Here is a 16,872-nt window from a genome sequence, read left to right as displayed (position 1 = left end):
GAACTATTGAATTCGTGAGAGGGTTTCAGCTGGAGATCTGCAGATCTACGGATATCCAATGAATCCAATTAAATTACCTCTCTCCCAATTAATTGCTGATTTTTGATTATTGGTCAACCAATATGATAAAATGGTTTGACAATGTCGCAGTTTTGTAGAAATGTGCCATGTGTGGAGAGAGGTTTGGTTGATCTCCTTTCTTCACCTTTCAACAAAACTGCCGGTCCGGTGCTGGCCTCTTGATTCCTAAGAAAGATGAAGAGGTTACCCGAGCACCAACCACTGGTAGATTGCTGAAAGGTATGTGCAAACCCGGAGGAGGTGGGAAAAAGCTCTCAATCAGGTATTTAATCTTTTGAATACAGTAGGTTGAGAGTAACGGCAGACGATTTGCTGACCATCAGAAGGAGCATTCGCAGCTCAATGAGTGGAAGAGTGTCCTGTTGGTGAGGTTTGCAATTCAAAAGCAAAAGTTCCCTGTCATCTGGAGGGTGCATAAATAGGTCGACCAACTTGGACTGATGTCCCAAGAAAGACGAAACCGGTATTGGTCAATGAGGATCAGTGATGCTTGAGCGGATGGAAGGTGCCGACAACGGCCTGGCTTGCCTGCATGATGAGGACTACGACGTCCCCTTCAACACGCAGAATCTGAACAGCAGCACCTTGATCTTCACTGGTGGCCGTAAGGCTGAGTCGCTGAACGGAGAATGGAACTTCTGCGTCGACCTACTGGACACAGGACTGCGCCAGAAGTGGTTTTCCTTCACACCTGAAGCCCCGGAAGAAAAAACAGAACCATACGACTACGACCCATATGTAGGTGAAACCGTTCCGGTCCCATCTTGCTGGTCTATGCTCAAAGATAAGTGGTACTTCTTTGAAGGCAGTGCGTGGTACACGCGTCCGCTGGATCTGGACGAGCTGCCTGATGATGAACGCTTGTTCCTGAGAATAGGGGCCGCTCAGTATGATTGTAAGGTGTTCCTCAACGGAGAGTTCCTCGGCAACCACTATGGTGGCTCCACCCCATTCAACGTTGAGCTGACCGGGCATGCTAAGCAGGGCCGTAACTGGTTGATGCTGTGTGTCAACAACGCTCGCACACTCGACCGTGTGCCCATGCGCAATACCGATTGGTTTAACTACGGTGGCATCTACAGGGATGTAGAACTCTACAGAACCCCAAAAACGCTCATTTCAGATTTCTTCGTCTATCTGGTTCCTGATAGCTCCTACGACAAAATCGCGGTTGAGCTGCAAGTGGATGGACCAGATAAGGCTCCTGTCACTGTTGAACTGGAAGAGCTGGGCATCAAAGTTGAAGTCTCTGTCGACGATGACGGTTTCGGCAAGCTGACCATTCCAGCCAAGCCAGAACTCTGGTCACCAGAAAACCCTCGCCTTTACAGCGTATCTGTAACTCTCGACGCAGATCGCATTGAAGATCAGATTGGCTTCCGCCAGATTGAGCAAATCGGCGCAGATGTTCTCTTGAACGGAAAACCGATCTTCTTCCGCGGTATCTCTGTCCATGAAGACGACGAGTTCACTGGCAAAGTGCTGCGCGATGAAGATCTGGAGCGTCGCTTCCAGCATGCCAAAGAGCTAAACTGCAATTTCATGCGCTTTGCCCATTACCCGCACGACGAACGCGCTGCTAAAATGGCAGACCGGGAAGGCATTCTGCTTTGGGAAGAGATCCCGGTTTATTGGGCAATCGACTTCAAGAACCCGAACACCCTTAAAGACGCCAGCAACCAGCTTCAGGAGCTGATCAAGCGAGACCGCAATAGGGCCTCTGTCGTCATCTGGTCTGTTGGGAACGAAAACCCAGACACAGACGAACGTCTCTCCTTCATGAAGCATCTGGTGGATACCGCGAGAGATATGGACCCGACGCGCCTGAGCTCAGCCGCTTGCCTCGTAAACCACACCAAGAACCGCATCGAAGATCGCCTGAGCCAGCACATCAATGTGATCGGCATTAACGAGTACTATGGTTGGTATGAGGAGAACTTCGACGACCTGATCGACTTCCTCGACAACTCCGACCCCGGTAAGCCCGTTGTTATTTCCGAAACTGGCGCAGATGGTTACATCGGCGACGGCAAGTTGGAGGAGGGCTTCTTCAGCGAGAGTTACATGGCCGAGGTCTATCGCAAGCAGATTGCCACCTTGCGTCAGCGAGAATTCGTGAAGGGCATCTCGCCGTGGATTCTCTATGATTTCCGTGTGGAACGCCGACAAAACATGTTCCAGCAGGGCTGGAACCGCAAAGGCCTGATAGCCTCAGACAAGAAAACAAAGAAAACAGCCTTCAAACTTCTTGCAGATTTTTATGCAGAGCTGAAAGCGAAAAACTGATCTGGATTGCATCATGACATTAGACCCGAACAGAAGACGTTATCAGGATGTGGCAGAAGAGCTGGTTCGCGATTTGGCGAACGGTGCCTTTGTCATTGGTGACAAGCTCCCTACAGAGCGCAAGATTTCTGAGGATTTGGGCGTGAGCCGGTCGTTGGTCAGAGATGCCATGATCATGCTTGAAGTGCAGGGTCTCGTGGATGTGCGCAAAGGGTCCGGCACTTATGTCCTCCGCCTCCCGGGGGATGTCACGCCGGACAGTGCGTTGGAAACGGACATTGGCCCATTCGAGCTGCTGCAGGCCCGCCAGCTTCTCGAAAGCAACATCGCGGCCTTTGCCGCCACAATGGCGACCAAAGCCGACATCATCCAGATGCGTGAAACATTGGCCAAAGAACGGGATGAGATCGAATCCGGTTCAGGAAGTCACAAGGCCGATGAAGAGTTTCACCGTCTGGTCGCACAGGCGAGCCAAAATTCGGTTCTGACTGAGTCCGTTGAGCACCTTTGGACGCTTCGCAAGCGCTCCCGCATGTGGGAGCAGCTACATCAGCGCATTTTCGACAGAGGCTATCAGAAGAAGTGGTTGGACGATCACCAGGCAATCCTGACAGCACTGCAGTGCCGCGATCCGCAAATGGCCCGGCAAGCCATGTGGCAACACCTTGAGAATGTACGCATGACACTATTGGAACTTTCTGACGTCGATGACCCGTCATTCGATGCGTACCTGTTTGATACGGACCCGCTGGCTGCGGTGAACGATCTAAAAAAATAACCGACATGAAATGTTAAACCGGGCTCCGGCCCCAAAATTTGAAAAGCAAAGAGCTAAACATGGAACAGACTTGGCGCTGGTATGGCCCACACGATCCGGTCACTCTCGCAGATGTTCGGCAGGCAGGGGCAACGGGCATTGTCACCGCTCTCCATCACATCCCGAATGGCGAAGTATGGCCAGTTGAAGAAATTCAAAAGCGCAAAGATGAGATTGAAGCTGCGGGTCTCGTCTGGTCTGTTGTTGAAAGTATCCCGGTACACGAGCACATCAAAACGCGTACCGGTGACTTTCAAAAGTACATTGAGACGTATAAGCAATCCATCCGCAATCTGGTGACCTGCGGTATCACTAAGATCTGCTACAACTTCATGCCCGTTCTGGACTGGACCCGCACCGATCTGGCGTATGAGTTGGAAACAGGAGCCACATGCCTGCGCTTTGATGCGGATATCTTTACAGCCTTCGATATCTTCATTCTTGAGCGTCCAAATGCAAAGGATGAGTACTCAGAGGAAGAACTCGCTCGCGCAACTGCCGCGTATAAAGGAATGACGCAGGAAGATAAGGACGGTCTTGTCAAAACCATCCTCGCAGGCCTGCCAGGTTCGGAAGAGTCCTACACCACAGCAGACATCCGCGCTCATTTGGAACGCTATGAGGGCATCGATGCCGATAAGCTGAGAGAACACCTTGCGCTGTTCCTCAAGGAAGTCATTCCGGTATGCGCAGAAGCCGGTGCCGTTATGGCCATCCACCCGGATGACCCGCCACGCCCACTGCTTGGTTTGCCGCGCGTGTGTTCCACTGAATCTGACTACGAGTATATTTCGAAAGCAGTCGATGTTCCTGAAAACGGCTTTACATTCTGCACTGGCTCTCTGGGTGTTCGGGCTGATAATGATCTTGTAGGCATCGTGAAGCGCTATGCAGACCGTATTCACTTCGTGCATCTGCGCGCAACCAAGCGCGAGGAGAACCCGCTTTCCTTCCATGAGGCTGATCACCTGACAGGCGACGTTGACATGGTTGGCGTGATCTCTGCGTTGGTGGATGAAGAAGAGCGCAGAAAAGCAGCAGGTTCAGATGATCTGATCCCATTCCGCCCGGATCATGGCCATGCGATGCTGTCAGACCTGCAGATGAAATCCGCACCGGGCTATCCCGCAGTTGGCCGACTACGTGGTTTGGCCGAACTGCGAGGGGTGGAGACAGCAGTCCGCGCAATGCGTGAGCCAGCCTAAGCAAACTTTCAGCAATCAAACATCAGATAAGCCGGGGCATTGCTCCGGCTTTTTTGTGCCATTGTGAAATCAACGAATATTTTATTTGTGTTATATTATTACGTAACATATAAATGCCATCCCCTTCGTGGTGCTGCCCGCGACGAGTTGAGGTGCCTATCGTGCAATTGATTGAAATGGATGGAGTTGGGATCAAACGGCAAGGCCGCTGGTTGATTCAGAACGTCTCATTAAATGTGAAGTCCGGCGAGATCGTTACGCTCATCGGACCAAACGGTGCTGGCAAAAGCACAACTGCAAAAACGGCACTGGGCGTGCTGAAAGCTGATGCCGGATCAATCAAACGCAAGCCGAACCTCAAGGTCGGTTACGTCCCGCAGAAGCTTGCAATCGACTGGACCATGCCGCTCACCGTCCGCCGGTTGATGAGCTTGACAGCCAAACCGTCGAAGGCCGAGATCGACGTGGTGCTGGAAAAGACAGGCATCTCTCATCTCATAGATTCCAATGTGCAGCAATTGTCTGGTGGGGAATATCAAAGAGCCTTGCTTGCCCGTGCAATCCTGCGCACGCCAGACCTTTTGGTGCTGGATGAACCTGTGCAGGGCGTGGACTACTCTGGTGAGATTGCACTTTACAATCTGATCCTCAAAATCCGTGAGGAGCTGAACTGCGGTATCCTGCTCATCTCACACGATCTGCACGTGGTTATGGCGCAGACGGATACGGTGGTTTGCCTCAACGGCCACGTATGTTGTAGCGGCGCACCAGAACAGGTCGCCGCCTCAGATGCGTACAAACAGCTGTTCGGTGATCCAGCCTCCCAGTCTTTGGCGATCTACCACCATCATCACGACCACAGCCACAAGGCTGACGGCACAATCGTTCCGTCCAAGGGGAACTCGGGAGACTGCTGCAATCATGGATGATTTCATTCTCAGAGCCATGCTCGCAGGTATTGGTTTGGCCTTGGTTGCTGGTCCGCTTGGTTGTTTCGTTGTCTGGCGCCGTATGGCTTATTTTGGCGATACCATGTCCCACTCAGCATTGCTGGGTGTCGCGCTCGCGTTCCTTTTAAACATCAACCTGATGCTCGGTGTGCTCGCCGTTACGGTCACGGTTTCCTTGTGCCTGCTCATCCTGCAAAAGCGAGGCTCGCTCTCAACGGATGCGCTACTGGGATTACTTTCCCACTCCGCTCTGGCGCTCGGCATGGTGCTGATCGCCTTTATGAGCCACGTGCGGTTTGACTTGCTCTCGTTGCTCTTCGGAGACATTCTCGCTGTTGGCAATGAAGATGTGATCGCTATTTACGCATGCGCAGCAGTCATCCTTGGCCTGATGTACTTCCTCTGGCGCCCTTTGCTAGCTTCAACAGTCAACCGTGAACTGGCAGAAGCGGAGGGTTTCAATCCAGACCTGACGCAGCTCATCTTCATGGTCATGATGGCAGCCATCATTGCCATCGCAATGAAGATCGTCGGTGTTCTGCTCATCACCGCTTTGCTGATCATCCCAGCTGCGACTGCGCGTTGGTTTGCAAGAACACCGGAGCAGATGGCTGTTGCTTCCTCAGTCATCGGTGTCGCGAGTGTTGTTCTGGGGTTGGAAGGCTCATTGCAGTTCGACAGCGCTTCAGGTCCGTCTATCGTCGTGGCCAGCCTTTGTTTATTTCTGCTATCATTGTTTGCATCTCGCCTCCTAAACGGGGTATTGGGAAAGGAGCGAGGGCAATAGGGTGAAAGAAGTGGCAATGGCAACTGCAGAAGTGAAGCTCACGAAAAATCAGCGTCTGGTTCTGGATCTGCTGTGTGCTTCAGATGCACCGATGAGCGCATACTCTATTCTGGATCAGCTCCGGACTGAGGGACTTCGCGCACCATTGCAGGTCTATCGTGCTCTCGACAAACTAATCGGCCTTGGCTTGGTTCACCGCCTTGAGAGCATGAACGCTTTTGTTGCCTGTGCTCACCCAGCTTGCCACGCAGTCGAGATGGTTGGCTTCGCCATCTGTGAAACCTGCGGCAAAGCTTTGGAGTTTGCGGATAATGATGTGGCTGAAATTCTGAGCGGCTGGGCCAGCGCAAACGGCTTCGATGCCAAATCAACCTCCATCGAGATCAAAGGCACTTGCGCTTCTTGTCAGGAAAAGTCGGAAGACACCTCAGGAGCTGAGTGAGAACCGGCGCCTAAGATCAAACAGACTCGGCACCTCACTCTCAGTATGATGCAGCTCGGACGGTTCAATCAGTTCTCGGGAAATCCAGTTGGTCGTGTAGAGCAGGGGCTTCTTTTGCTGCCGTGAAGCTGGCTGTCCGCCAAACCCACTTCCATCGACTAGAATAAGATCACTCGGTAACTTGCGCCGAAGTTCTGACAGACTGGAGAAAAGCAAAGAGCGGTTTTTGCTACACACCTGTAGCCCAGTTGCTCGCTCAGCAAGCCGCGCCAGCATATCTGGGAATGACCGCGTACGCTCGCTCACCACATATCTGAGGAAGATGCCTGGTGAATAGTCTCCAAACAGGCTTTCAATATCATCTTCCGGATGCACTTCGCTGAGATTGCGGAACGGCACATAAAGCGCGTTCTCATTGTTGTAGAAGGCTTCATGGCTGACCGTGTTGAAATGCCCCTGGTGTTTGGAGGAAAACACAAGGCTCAACTGGCTTTGCTCTGGGTCAGCGACCTCATCAACAATCCGCAGACCACCGTTGTACAGCGGATCTCCATAGGCAAGCACAAGTGCGCCGGAGATGCGCTGGAACGTCTGATCAAACTCTCTGTCAGGTGAAGGGCCGATGCTCAACAGCAAATCGGAAGCAACAAGGGTGCGTGTGGGGATCGGACAGGTTCCGCCGTGATCGCTCCAAATGACCTCAAGGTCGCTCAAACTGGCAAAATCGCTTGGCTGCACAGTTTCCTAGTCCTCTTAAAGATTGAAGCCCGGCCTTGGGAGCCTGCAAAATCAATAATGAGGAAAAATTGACGTAACGGCAAGTGCGTGTAGAGCGCAAACAGTCAATCTGAAGAAACAATCTGTTTGCTGTGGCAAGAGCGCTACAGCAACGTCAACTGTTGGACTTGTCGTTGCTGTAACGCCCGCAAAAGGAAGGAGAATACACTGCGGCGAGGGAGCGACATTCTCGCCACAGGGTGTGTCAGTTTGGTTTAAGGAGCCGCAACATATGTCGGCTGCAGCGCGGAAGCTGGTGTCACACCAGCGCCGGCACCGGCGATCTTGTAGCCATTGGCCACACGACGTGCGTTGGTCTTCGCGCGGGCCGCTTTACGGTTGCCACCACGATAATCCACGTTGATGCCAAGCTCGTTGATCATGGCCACCAGCTGAGAGCGGGAATAGAAGCCCAGAGTGCTCAGCAGCGCAGAAACGTGATGCTTCACGGTCGCTTCGGAAATGCCGAGCTCATGCGCGATCTGCTTGTTCAGCTTGCCTTCTTTCAGGTAGGTCAAAATGGTGGCCTGACGGCGTGTCAGGTTCGCAAGACCCTCATAGAAGTCGATGCCAAACGCGTTCTGTGCATCTTCTGCTTCAGTTGTCACTTCAACGGTGCCACCGGTCAGAACAGCTTTGAACACTGAGAAGTCAGCGGTTTTAGGCACTGCTGCGGTTGCGCCGCGAGCGATGAAGTATTCGGAAAGGCCTGGGTTATCTTGCTCAAGCAACATAACAAGGCTGGAAATCTCGTAGGTCTCCAGAAGCGTAGACGCTGTGCTGAGACCAGGTGCCCCCTTCATCCGAGGGTTTACAAGTACCACTGCGGAAGGGTGAAGTTCTACCCAAGTCTGCAACTCGGAAAAGCTCTTCGTCACAAGTACATTTACGCCGTGGCACTCATTTGAGTAGATGCTCGCAAGTGCTCTGGAAAATGCCGGATGTGGATCACCAATAATAACAGTGTGCATGGAAACCTTCTCCCTTAGGGTTCCAACAGTGGACTGACGCTCCCGATACATAATTTCTCCTCCCTAAACTATGCACTACGTGTTTCGTCGTATCTCTTGAAAAAAATACATGCATATGGTTTTTTTACAAGCGTTGATGTGAGGCACTATGAAAAATATTTTTCAAGATACCGGCGAAACGCGAAAATCTACTCAGGCAGAGAAGAGTGATCGTATGCGTAAGGAGATACTCCTTGCCGCTATCAGTTGTTTGCACGAATTTGGCTATCACCGTGCATCTATTAAGAAAATTACGGAAAAGACGAGATTTTCGCAGGGTGCGCTGCAGCATCATTTCCCGACTAAAGAAGATCTGATGGTCTTCGTTCTGGAAAGATTGCTCGCTAAATCAGTTCGGCTAACTTTGGAGTGGTTGAACGAAATCGGTGAGGATAAAAGCAGAATTTCTGAGCTAACTATCAAATGGTGGACGAATCAGGCGAACTCTCCTGAGTACCTCACCATGATGGAAATTCTTGTTGCAGCGCGAACAGAAGATACGTTGCGCCGCCGCATCAAACCCACCTTCGACAACTTCGCTAAAGTCACTGACGATCGAATTCTGGCAATCTTTGAGAGTGATCAGATCAGTCAGGCAACAGCGCGCACGCTCATTACAGCATCACGTCAGATGATGACGGGTCTGATTACGTCGGATGGTCTGTTTATGAGAGAGGAAGATAAGCAAGACTACATCGAGCACTGGGCGATGTTTCTGCAGCAGCTTTTCGAGCAAAGAGTGCAAGAAGCTTTGTAGACTTTCGTCTATGGAGGCATCCGGGCACGTAGCCCGAATGCACAATCTCGTCGCAGCCGCTGTTAGATCAGCTGGCTCAGTTTCATTGCAACGCTCATGTCACCATCAATGGTGAACTTGCCCTGCATGAATGCAGCAGTTGGGTCCAGATCGCCAGCGATCAGGGACTGCAGATCTTCGAAGGAAACGCCGATTGTGCAATCTACGTCCTGGTTGTCTGTGGAGATGGAGTTACCATCAATCACGAGAATACCTTCGTCACCGCAGTCAAACTTGATTGAGCTGTCAAAGTCGCTGGACTCAACGCGGCCTTTCAGGTCATTCAAAATTGCTTCCATGCTCATATTTGTTCCCTCCATCTGCTAAATTACAGTGTTTGCGAAAGTCAGGCAGATGCCTAGAGTGTTTACATAGCGCGCTACGTATTACGCATCAGGCATCTTGTTAACGTAAGCGTAATCCAGCATGCCTTCAATGTAAAGAGATCAGATTCCGCTTATTCCAGATTACCCATGCTGCCTTAGTAGGGGCGTCACGCCAACTGATCTTCCAGTGATTTTGTCTTCTCAGTCACCACATCACCAGTGTGCTTTGTTGCGACGGGTTCCACCAGCACAATCCAGCATTCTTCTTCTGCAACAGGGTTATGCATCCTTCCCTTTGGCACCACATGGAAGTCACCTTTGTTGAGTGTCACCGCTTCACCTTCATACTCAATAGTGACGCTACCTTGCACGACGTAGAACAGCTCATCCTCATCATCGTGTTTATGCCAGGTGAGATCTCCTTTGATCTTCGCGACTTTGACGTACTGATCATTCACCTGCGCCACAACGCGCGGTGACCAGTAATCAGTGACCTTCTCAAACTCAGAAAGAAAATTACCAATCATAGGAACCTCATCAATATAGAATACTGCACGATATATGGGGCAGCTATCAGGCAGCGCAACATAGACGGAAGGACATGCGTTGACGTTTGCAGGCAAGCCGCTATAAGCGCCCCATGAACAGTCCTAGCGCCCCTTTCATATACACACCGCCCATGGAGCCATTTCTTGATGTTGTCCATCAGGATGAGCAACTGCTGGTGCTTAACAAGCCTAGCGGGCTACTCAGTGTTCCGGGCCGTGTGGAAGAGCATAAGGACTGTCTGGAAACCCGCGCGCAGTCGATCTACCCAACAGCGACCACCATCCACAGACTGGACATGGACACCTCCGGCTTGCTGGTCATGGCTATGAACAAAGACGCACACCGCCACGTGGGCCTCCAGTTCGAAAAGCGCATGACACGCAAAACCTATATTGCGCGCGTATGGGGACACCTGAGGGATGATGAGGGGGAGGTTGACCTGCCTCTTCGCTGCGATTGGCCAAACCGTCCTAAGCAGATGGTAGATCATGAACTGGGCCGCTCTGCTCTCACCAAGTGGGAAGTCATCAACCGCGAAGAGCAAACAACCCTGGTCAAGCTCATGCCGGTCACCGGACGCTCACACCAGCTCCGTGTGCACATGCTGGAGTTGGGGCACCCGATCGTAGGGGATCGCTTCTATGCGCAAGGGGAGGCGCTGTCATTCTCTGAGCGCTTGCATCTTCACGCTCAGACGCTGGAACTACGACACCCAATCGGTGGTGAGTACAACACCTTCACCGCATCCTGCCCGTTCTGGGATCTGTAATCCGTAATTACACCCCAGACTCACCAAATTTGTAAAAATGAGTCACATTACATACGTGTATCTTCGTGTTTTCTGCATCCGCAGCGCACTATTCACAAGCACTAGGTGAAATTACCGGTAAAATATTGGCGGAATGCGACTTTGTCGCAGTTTAGGTCAGATAACTTGTCCTAAAAGTCAAAGACGCTGAAATGTATCTCCAGGGGTGTCTTTGCGTCTCTACTTAACTATCTGAAATAAAAATGGAATATCACAGTTTGGGGTGTCTGAAACTGTATGCAATGCTATGCAATAAATGACAAGTTGGCGCCTCATCACAAAATCAGTCGTAAAAGTGGCCCGCCAGCAGCCGAGTTTTATGACATCCTATTCATATATCTCTGATTTTTGACTTATGTCATGCGCCTAAAGTAGAATGTGACCCAATAATATCCGTGTCGAACAGAAGAGCAGCTTCCTCCCCTGAACTGTTTTGTGACAAATACCGATAGTCTGTCACGTTTCTGCTTCGGTTCTTGCCTACGGAGAAGAAAATGCCTGTCACTAATCGCGAAGAATTAGACGCCCTTGTTGCTCGGGTTAAAAAAGCACAACAAATCTACGCAACATACACTCAGGAACAGGTAGATAAGATCTTCCGCGCAGCAGCACTGGCCGCTGCCGATGCCCGCATCCCGCTCTCCCGCATGGCGGTTGAAGAAACCGGTATGGGCGTCATGGAAGACAAGGTTATCAAAAACCAGTTCGCATCTGAGTACATCTATAACAAGTACAAGGATGAGCAGACCTGCGGTATCCTGTCTGAAGATGAAACTTTCGGAACAATCACCATTGCAGAACCGACAGGCATCATCTGCGGTATCGTTCCAACCACAAACCCAACTTCTACCGCGATCTTTAAAGCACTCATCTCTTTGAAGACCCGCAACGGCATTATCTTTAGCCCGCACCCACGCGCCAAGCTTGCAACCAACGAGGCCGCACGCATCGTCCTTGAGGCTGCAATCAAAGCAGGCGCTCCAAAAGACATCATTGGCTGGATTGACGTTCCAACTGTTGAACTCTCCAATGCCCTGATGACCCATGAAGAAATCAACCTCATCCTTGCGACCGGTGGTCCAGGCATGGTGAAGGCTGCTTATTCTTCTGGTAAGCCGGCAATCGGCGTGGGTGCGGGTAACACACCTGTGGTCGTAGACGAGTTTGCAGACGTAAAACGTATGGTCGCATCTGTGCTGATGTCTAAAACCTTCGATAACGGTGTGATCTGTGCATCTGAGCAGTCTGTCATCGTTGTAGAAGATATCTACGAGCAGGTGAAAGAACGCTTCTCAACCCACAAAGGTTACATCCTGAAAGGCAAAGAGCTTCAGGCTGTGAAGGATGTTCTGCTGAAGAACGGTGCGCTCAACGCAGCAATCGTTGGTCAGCCTGCTCCAAAAATCGCTGAAATGGCTGGCGTGAAAGTTCCTGCTGACACCAAGATCCTGATCGGTGAAGTGACAGAAGCAAGCGAAGCAGAAGCATTCGCTCACGAGAAGCTGTCTCCAACTCTGGCAATGTACAAAGCCAAAGATTTTGATGCGGCTTGTGATATTGCTGAGAAGCTGGTCGCCATGGGCGGTATCGGTCACACCTCTGTATTCTATACAGATCAGGACCGCTGCGAAGACCGCGTCAAAGAGTTTGGCCGTCGCATGAAAACCGCGCGTATTCTGGTCAACTCCCCAGCATCTCACGGCGGTATCGGCGACCTTTACAACTTCTCTCTCGCTCCATCTCTGACCCTGGGCTGCGGCTCTTGGGGTGGTAACTCCATCAGTGAGAACGTTGGTCCGAAGCACCTGATCAATAAGAAGACCGTTGCGAAGCGAGCAGAAAACATGTTGTGGCACAAACTGCCTGAATCCATCTACTTCCGTCGCGGTTGTCTGCCAATCGCACTGGGTGACCTTGAAGGCAAAAAACGTGCGCTGATCGTAACCGACGGCTTCCTCTTCAAGAACGGCTACACTGATGAAACCGTTCGTGTCCTGAAGAGCATGGGCATGGAAACCGACGTCTTCTACGAAGTGGAAGCAGACCCAACCCTGTCTATCGTTCGCAAAGGTGCAGAACTGTGCCGGACCTTCAAACCAGACGTGATTGTTGCTCTGGGTGGTGGTTCTCCAATGGATGCTGCGAAGATCATGTGGGTCATGTACGAGCACCCAGAAGTAGACTTCGCTGATCTTGCACTGCGCTTCATGGATATACGCAAGCGTATCTACAAGTTCCCGAAAATGGGTGAAAAGGCCATGATGGTCGCGATCCCAACCACTTCTGGTACTGGTTCTGAAGTTACCCCATTTGCAGTGGTAACCGACGATGAAACCGGCGTGAAATACCCAATCGCGGACTATGAGCTGACACCAAACATGGCAATCGTTGATGCGAACCTTGTCATGAACATGCCGAAGTCTCTCACCGCATTCGGTGGTATCGACGCCATCACCCACGCTACAGAAGCTTACGTCTCTGTTCTGGCCAACGAATATTCTGACGGTCAGGCCCTGCAGGCTCTGAAGCTTCTGAAAGAGAACCTGGTTGAAAGCTACGAGAAGGGCGCAGAATCCCCAGTCGCTCGCGAGAAAGTTCACAACGGCGCAACAATCGCTGGTGTAGCCTTCGCGAACTCCTTCCTGGGTGTCTGCCACTCTATCGCTCACAAGGTAGGCGCTGCCTTCCACGTGCCGCATGGTCTGGCAAATGCGATGCTGATCTCTAACGTGATCCGCTACAACGCAAACGACAACCCAACCAAGCAGACTGCGTTCTCTCAGTACGACCGTCCGCAAGCGAAATGCCGCTACGGTGACATCGCAGACCACCTCGGTCTGACCACACCTGGCGACGACCGCGACGCAAAGGTCGAAAAATTGGTGGCTTGGGTAGAAAGCGTCAAGAAAGCTCTTGAGATCCCAGCAGGCTTTAAAGATCTGGGCATCACTGAAGAGCAGTTTATGGCAAAGCTCGACGAAGTCGCAGTAGAAGCGTTTGATGATCAGTGCACCGGAGCAAACCCACGCTACCCACTGATCGATGAGATCAAACAACTCCTTCTCGATGGTTACTACGGTCGCGTCTATGTAGAGGGCCGCGCGGAGGATGTGGTTGTTCTTGCAGAGGAAAAAGCAAAGAAGGCCTCTAAAGCCAAAGCTTAATTCCCGCAAGCACACATTGCGGCTCGAAAAAAGACCCCGGGGCGGAGCTCCGGGGTTTTTGCATGTCAGCCTCTGAAGGCCCCTGACTCAACCCTGAGTAAAAGTTGCGGCAAAGCAACAGGCAGCCATAGGAAACTTCTGCGGTGTTCAAAGCCTCTTCAACTGATGGGCGTGTTTTGCTAGGGCTGTTCGCCTAGTTTAACAACGCGAGAAATCAATTTTGCCTATGTAATCACCGGTCTCTTTTAGTCTATCATTGTTCCGCAAGAGATATCCTTTTGCGGCGCGCTTTCTGTTGCGCGGATGGTGGCATGAGACCGGTTTGGCCTCGTGATTTCTGGCACTATCCATGCGCTTTTTTGCGCGCTGCTTTCTATAAAATCCTTAGCCTTACCGTGTGCTGTAACGGCGTCATGCTGCGCATCCGCTTTTTGACAAGTGGAAATCATAAAGCATGTCGAAATCGCTTAAATGCGTCTGGACACTTCAACCAGAAAACCCACCACGCCCAGTCATTCCTTGTAAGACCTGCGGTGTCCTCAAGCCTTTCAAGCCATCAGGCAAGTTCCGCCTGAACGCCAACGGCACCAAGCTGGATGCCTGGCTCATCTATAAGTGTGAAGCCTGCGATGCCACGTGGAACCGGCCAATCTTTGAACGCCGCGCCCGCAAGCAAATCGCACCTGACCTGATGGAAGCCCTGCAAATCAACTGCCCGCATCAAATCCGCAAACTCGCATTTGACCGGACAGGTCTGCCTGCGGTTGCTGCACCAAGTGAAAAGGAAACAGCAATCGCAGTTCATAAGCAAATCGTGGAAGGCGAAGCCGGGGAGTGGGCACATCTTGAAATCACCCTGAACCTGGACCTGCCAGTCAGCCTCCGTCTGGACAGACTGCTCGCCCAGGAACTCAATATCTCAAGAAACACCCTCAAAACCTTCGCCAAACAAGGCAATCTCACTGGTGACAATGGAACACCTCTTCAACTGAAGAAACCACCCAAACACGCCACCATCATCAACCTCCACCTCGCAGCCAACCACCCCCTGCAACCCCAACTCAACACCACCCTGTTCAACCTCGAACCCGTTGAATAACCAAACCAACCAACCCCGGAGCTTAGCTCCGGGGTTTTTCATTACATTGATGTCGGTATGATGCTAGGTTTTCACTATGGAAATAAAGCAGCGCCAGTTTTCTTATCGGGATGATGCAAGTATCCCGCCTTTCCCAGATCAAGGGCCCGTATCTGTTATGGATGCCAGCTGTGGCCTTTGCGCTAAAGGTGCTGCCTGGATAGCAAAGAACGACCGAAATCAGGAGTTCAGGATTATTCCGCTACAGTCCAAGTTGGGAGAGGCACTAGCATCACATTATGGGCTTGATCCGGCCAATCCGTCGTCGTGGCTATATCTGGAAAATGGAACTGCATACACATCACTTGATGCATTGGTGCATGTTGGAGAACGCCTAGGAAGAATATGGAAAGCGCTCCGTATCTTGATGATCTTGCCAAAGCCATTGCGAGACAGGATGTATGGTGCCGTTGCCCGCAATCGTTACAAATTTTTCGGCAGAACTGATTTGTGTTCCACGCAAGATCCGGAACTAAGAAGAAGGCTATTACTTTGAAAATTTTATTGCTGGGTGGCTACGGTGTGTTTGGTGGACGCCTAACTGAGCTACTCTTGGATATTGAAGATCTTGAAGTTGTCATTTGCGGTCGAAATCAAAAGAAAGCGGAAGAGTTTTGCAAAACACACAGCGGTAATGCGACCCTTACGCCGTTAGGTTTGGACCGCGCTGAAATTGGAGCGCAGCTTCCGGTACTTCAGCCTGATGTTGTCATCGATGCTTCAGGGCCTTTTCAGGCCTATGGAAACGATAAGTATGCGACGATTGAAGCCTGCTTGTCGGCGAAAGTGAACTATCTCGACTTTGCAGATGCCGCAGACTTTGTTTTTGGTGTTTCTAAGTTCGATGATCAGGCGAAAGCTGCCGGGATCTTTGTGATTTCAGGAGTGAGCAGCTTTCCCGTGTTGACCGCCAGCGTTCTCCGGGAGCTTTCAAAGTCCATGGAGATCCATAGAGTTACAGGTGGCATTGCACCTTCTCCGTACGCAGGTGTCGGCCTCAATGTTATGCGCGCTGTAGTCGGATATGCTGGGTCTCCCATCACGCTGTTTCGTGATGGCAAACGGTACCAAGCAATCGGATTGGCCGAGACACTGCGCTACACCATCGCTGTCCCAGGAAAGCTCCCTTTAAGAAATACCCATTTCTCGCTCGTAGATGTACCTGATCTTCAAGTGCTGCCACCGGAACATCCAACAATGCAGTCGATCTGGATGGGGGCCGGTCCAATCCCAGAGATTTTGCATAGAATGTTGAACTGGATGGCGCATGCACGGGCAGCTCTGAAACTTCCTTCATTTGAGCCACTGTCACCGCTCTTTTACAGGGTTTTGAACTTGCTTAAGCATGGAGAACATCGAGGCGGCATGTTTATCCATGTACACGGCTCAGCGGAAGGGAAACCTACAGAAAAGTCGTGGCATATGCTCGCTGAGGGAGATGATGGCCCATATATCCCTTCTATGGCGATCGAAGCTGTCATTCGCAAAATGCTTGCTGGCGATAATCCCAAGATTGGTGCGAGATCAGCTACCAAAGAGCTGGAGCTGAGTGACTATGCTCGGCTTTTTGAAAATAGGCCGATAACCATGGGTTTTCGTCAGCTGCAAGATGAGAAGACACCGTTTAGGCAAGTCCTTGGCTCTGCGTTTGATTGTCTTCCTACTCCTCTTAAGGCGTTTCATAGCGTGGAGAGTGAGCAGACTTGGCAGGGGCGAGCCGAAGTTCGTTGAGGTAG

Annotated in this window: 16 protein-coding genes; 12 read left to right on the top strand and 4 right to left on the bottom strand. The window is 51.3% G+C overall.

From position 1 onward, the window contains the following. Positions 1 to 567: 567 nt before the first annotated feature. From AC3CB2_RS16070 to AC3CB2_RS16045, 6 genes are all read left to right on the top strand, one after another. Positions 568 to 2,367 (top strand): glycoside hydrolase family 2 protein, encoded by a 1,800-nt coding sequence (locus tag AC3CB2_RS16070; RefSeq protein ID WP_352934282.1) that lies wholly within the window; start codon positions 568 to 570, stop codon positions 2,365 to 2,367. Positions 2,368 to 2,380: 13 nt separating this feature from the next. Then, complete coding sequence (locus AC3CB2_RS16065; protein WP_352934280.1) at positions 2,381 to 3,145, top strand: FCD domain-containing protein; 765 nt, start codon at positions 2,381 to 2,383, stop codon at positions 3,143 to 3,145. A gap of 59 nt (positions 3,146 to 3,204) precedes the next feature. After that, complete coding sequence (uxuA, locus tag AC3CB2_RS16060; protein WP_352934277.1) at positions 3,205 to 4,389, top strand: mannonate dehydratase; 1,185 nt, start codon at positions 3,205 to 3,207, stop codon at positions 4,387 to 4,389. Positions 4,390 to 4,550: 161 nt separating this feature from the next. Continuing rightward, positions 4,551 to 5,318 carry an ATP-binding cassette domain-containing protein gene (locus AC3CB2_RS16055; protein ID WP_425328955.1) on the top strand — a complete coding sequence of 256 codons (768 nt, stop codon included), beginning with the start codon at positions 4,551 to 4,553 and terminating at the stop codon, positions 5,316 to 5,318. Next, the gene (locus AC3CB2_RS16050) at positions 5,311 to 6,126 is read left to right on the top strand and encodes a metal ABC transporter permease (protein ID WP_008552780.1); all 816 of its coding nucleotides are present in this window, start codon (positions 5,311 to 5,313) and stop codon (positions 6,124 to 6,126) included. The genes AC3CB2_RS16055 and AC3CB2_RS16050 overlap by 8 nt, the downstream gene beginning before the upstream one ends. A gap of 16 nt (positions 6,127 to 6,142) precedes the next feature. Then, positions 6,143 to 6,568, top strand: coding sequence for a Fur family transcriptional regulator (locus AC3CB2_RS16045; protein ID WP_037038169.1), 426 nt, complete (start codon positions 6,143 to 6,145; stop codon positions 6,566 to 6,568). On the opposite strand, the gene AC3CB2_RS16040 is transcribed toward AC3CB2_RS16045, so the two are convergent. Together AC3CB2_RS16040 and AC3CB2_RS16035 are read right to left on the bottom strand one after the other, a co-directional pair. Beyond that, positions 6,554 to 7,306 (bottom strand): hypothetical protein, encoded by a 753-nt coding sequence (locus AC3CB2_RS16040; protein ID WP_352934274.1) that lies wholly within the window; start codon positions 7,304 to 7,306, stop codon positions 6,554 to 6,556. The two genes, AC3CB2_RS16045 and AC3CB2_RS16040, sit on opposite strands and share 15 nt — an antisense overlap. Positions 7,307 to 7,560: 254 nt before the next feature. Continuing rightward, positions 7,561 to 8,316 carry a response regulator transcription factor gene (locus AC3CB2_RS16035; protein ID WP_352934272.1) on the bottom strand — a complete coding sequence of 252 codons (756 nt, stop codon included), beginning with the start codon at positions 8,314 to 8,316 and terminating at the stop codon, positions 7,561 to 7,563. Between the two features lie 148 nt (positions 8,317 to 8,464). On the opposite strand from AC3CB2_RS16035, the gene AC3CB2_RS16030 reads away from it, so the two are divergent. Beyond that, a complete protein-coding gene (locus tag AC3CB2_RS16030; RefSeq protein ID WP_014284115.1) occupies positions 8,465 to 9,112 on the top strand; it encodes a TetR/AcrR family transcriptional regulator in 648 nt (215 codons plus the stop codon). A 62-nt stretch (positions 9,113 to 9,174) separates the two neighbouring features. Here AC3CB2_RS16030 and AC3CB2_RS16025 read toward each other — a convergent pair whose 3' ends face one another. Both AC3CB2_RS16025 and AC3CB2_RS16020 read right to left on the bottom strand, forming a co-directional pair. Beyond that, on the bottom strand, positions 9,175 to 9,456 hold the full coding sequence (locus tag AC3CB2_RS16025) for an SCP2 sterol-binding domain-containing protein (protein WP_008552794.1): 282 nt from the start codon (positions 9,454 to 9,456) through the stop codon (positions 9,175 to 9,177). A 188-nt stretch (positions 9,457 to 9,644) separates the two neighbouring features. Next, positions 9,645 to 10,004, bottom strand: coding sequence for a cupin domain-containing protein (locus tag AC3CB2_RS16020; protein WP_014284117.1), 360 nt, complete (start codon positions 10,002 to 10,004; stop codon positions 9,645 to 9,647). A 152-nt stretch (positions 10,005 to 10,156) separates the two neighbouring features. Between AC3CB2_RS16020 and AC3CB2_RS16015 the strand changes: the two genes are divergently transcribed. The 5 genes from AC3CB2_RS16015 (at position 10,157) to AC3CB2_RS15995 (ending at position 16,867) form a co-directional block, all read left to right on the top strand. Further along, positions 10,157 to 10,795 (top strand): pseudouridine synthase, encoded by a 639-nt coding sequence (locus AC3CB2_RS16015; protein ID WP_352934269.1) that lies wholly within the window; start codon positions 10,157 to 10,159, stop codon positions 10,793 to 10,795. 533 nt (positions 10,796 to 11,328) lie between these two features. After that, positions 11,329 to 13,998 carry a bifunctional acetaldehyde-CoA/alcohol dehydrogenase gene (gene adhE / locus AC3CB2_RS16010; protein WP_014284119.1) on the top strand — a complete coding sequence of 890 codons (2,670 nt, stop codon included), beginning with the start codon at positions 11,329 to 11,331 and terminating at the stop codon, positions 13,996 to 13,998. Positions 13,999 to 14,452: 454 nt separating this feature from the next. After that, the gene (locus tag AC3CB2_RS16005; RefSeq protein WP_352934267.1) at positions 14,453 to 15,097 is read left to right on the top strand and encodes a DUF1062 domain-containing protein; all 645 of its coding nucleotides are present in this window, start codon (positions 14,453 to 14,455) and stop codon (positions 15,095 to 15,097) included. A 76-nt stretch (positions 15,098 to 15,173) separates the two neighbouring features. Continuing rightward, positions 15,174 to 15,632, top strand: coding sequence for a thiol-disulfide oxidoreductase DCC family protein (locus AC3CB2_RS16000; protein ID WP_352934265.1), 459 nt, complete (start codon positions 15,174 to 15,176; stop codon positions 15,630 to 15,632). Continuing rightward, positions 15,629 to 16,867 carry a saccharopine dehydrogenase family protein gene (locus tag AC3CB2_RS15995; protein ID WP_352934263.1) on the top strand — a complete coding sequence of 413 codons (1,239 nt, stop codon included), beginning with the start codon at positions 15,629 to 15,631 and terminating at the stop codon, positions 16,865 to 16,867. The genes AC3CB2_RS16000 and AC3CB2_RS15995 overlap by 4 nt, the downstream gene beginning before the upstream one ends. The last annotated feature ends 5 nt before the right edge of the window (positions 16,868 to 16,872 follow it).

It is taken from the genome of Pseudovibrio sp. SCP20, assembly GCF_057774105.1.
Note: the sequence above shows the minus strand (reverse complement) of the source record. Positions and strands in the feature narration are given on the sequence as shown.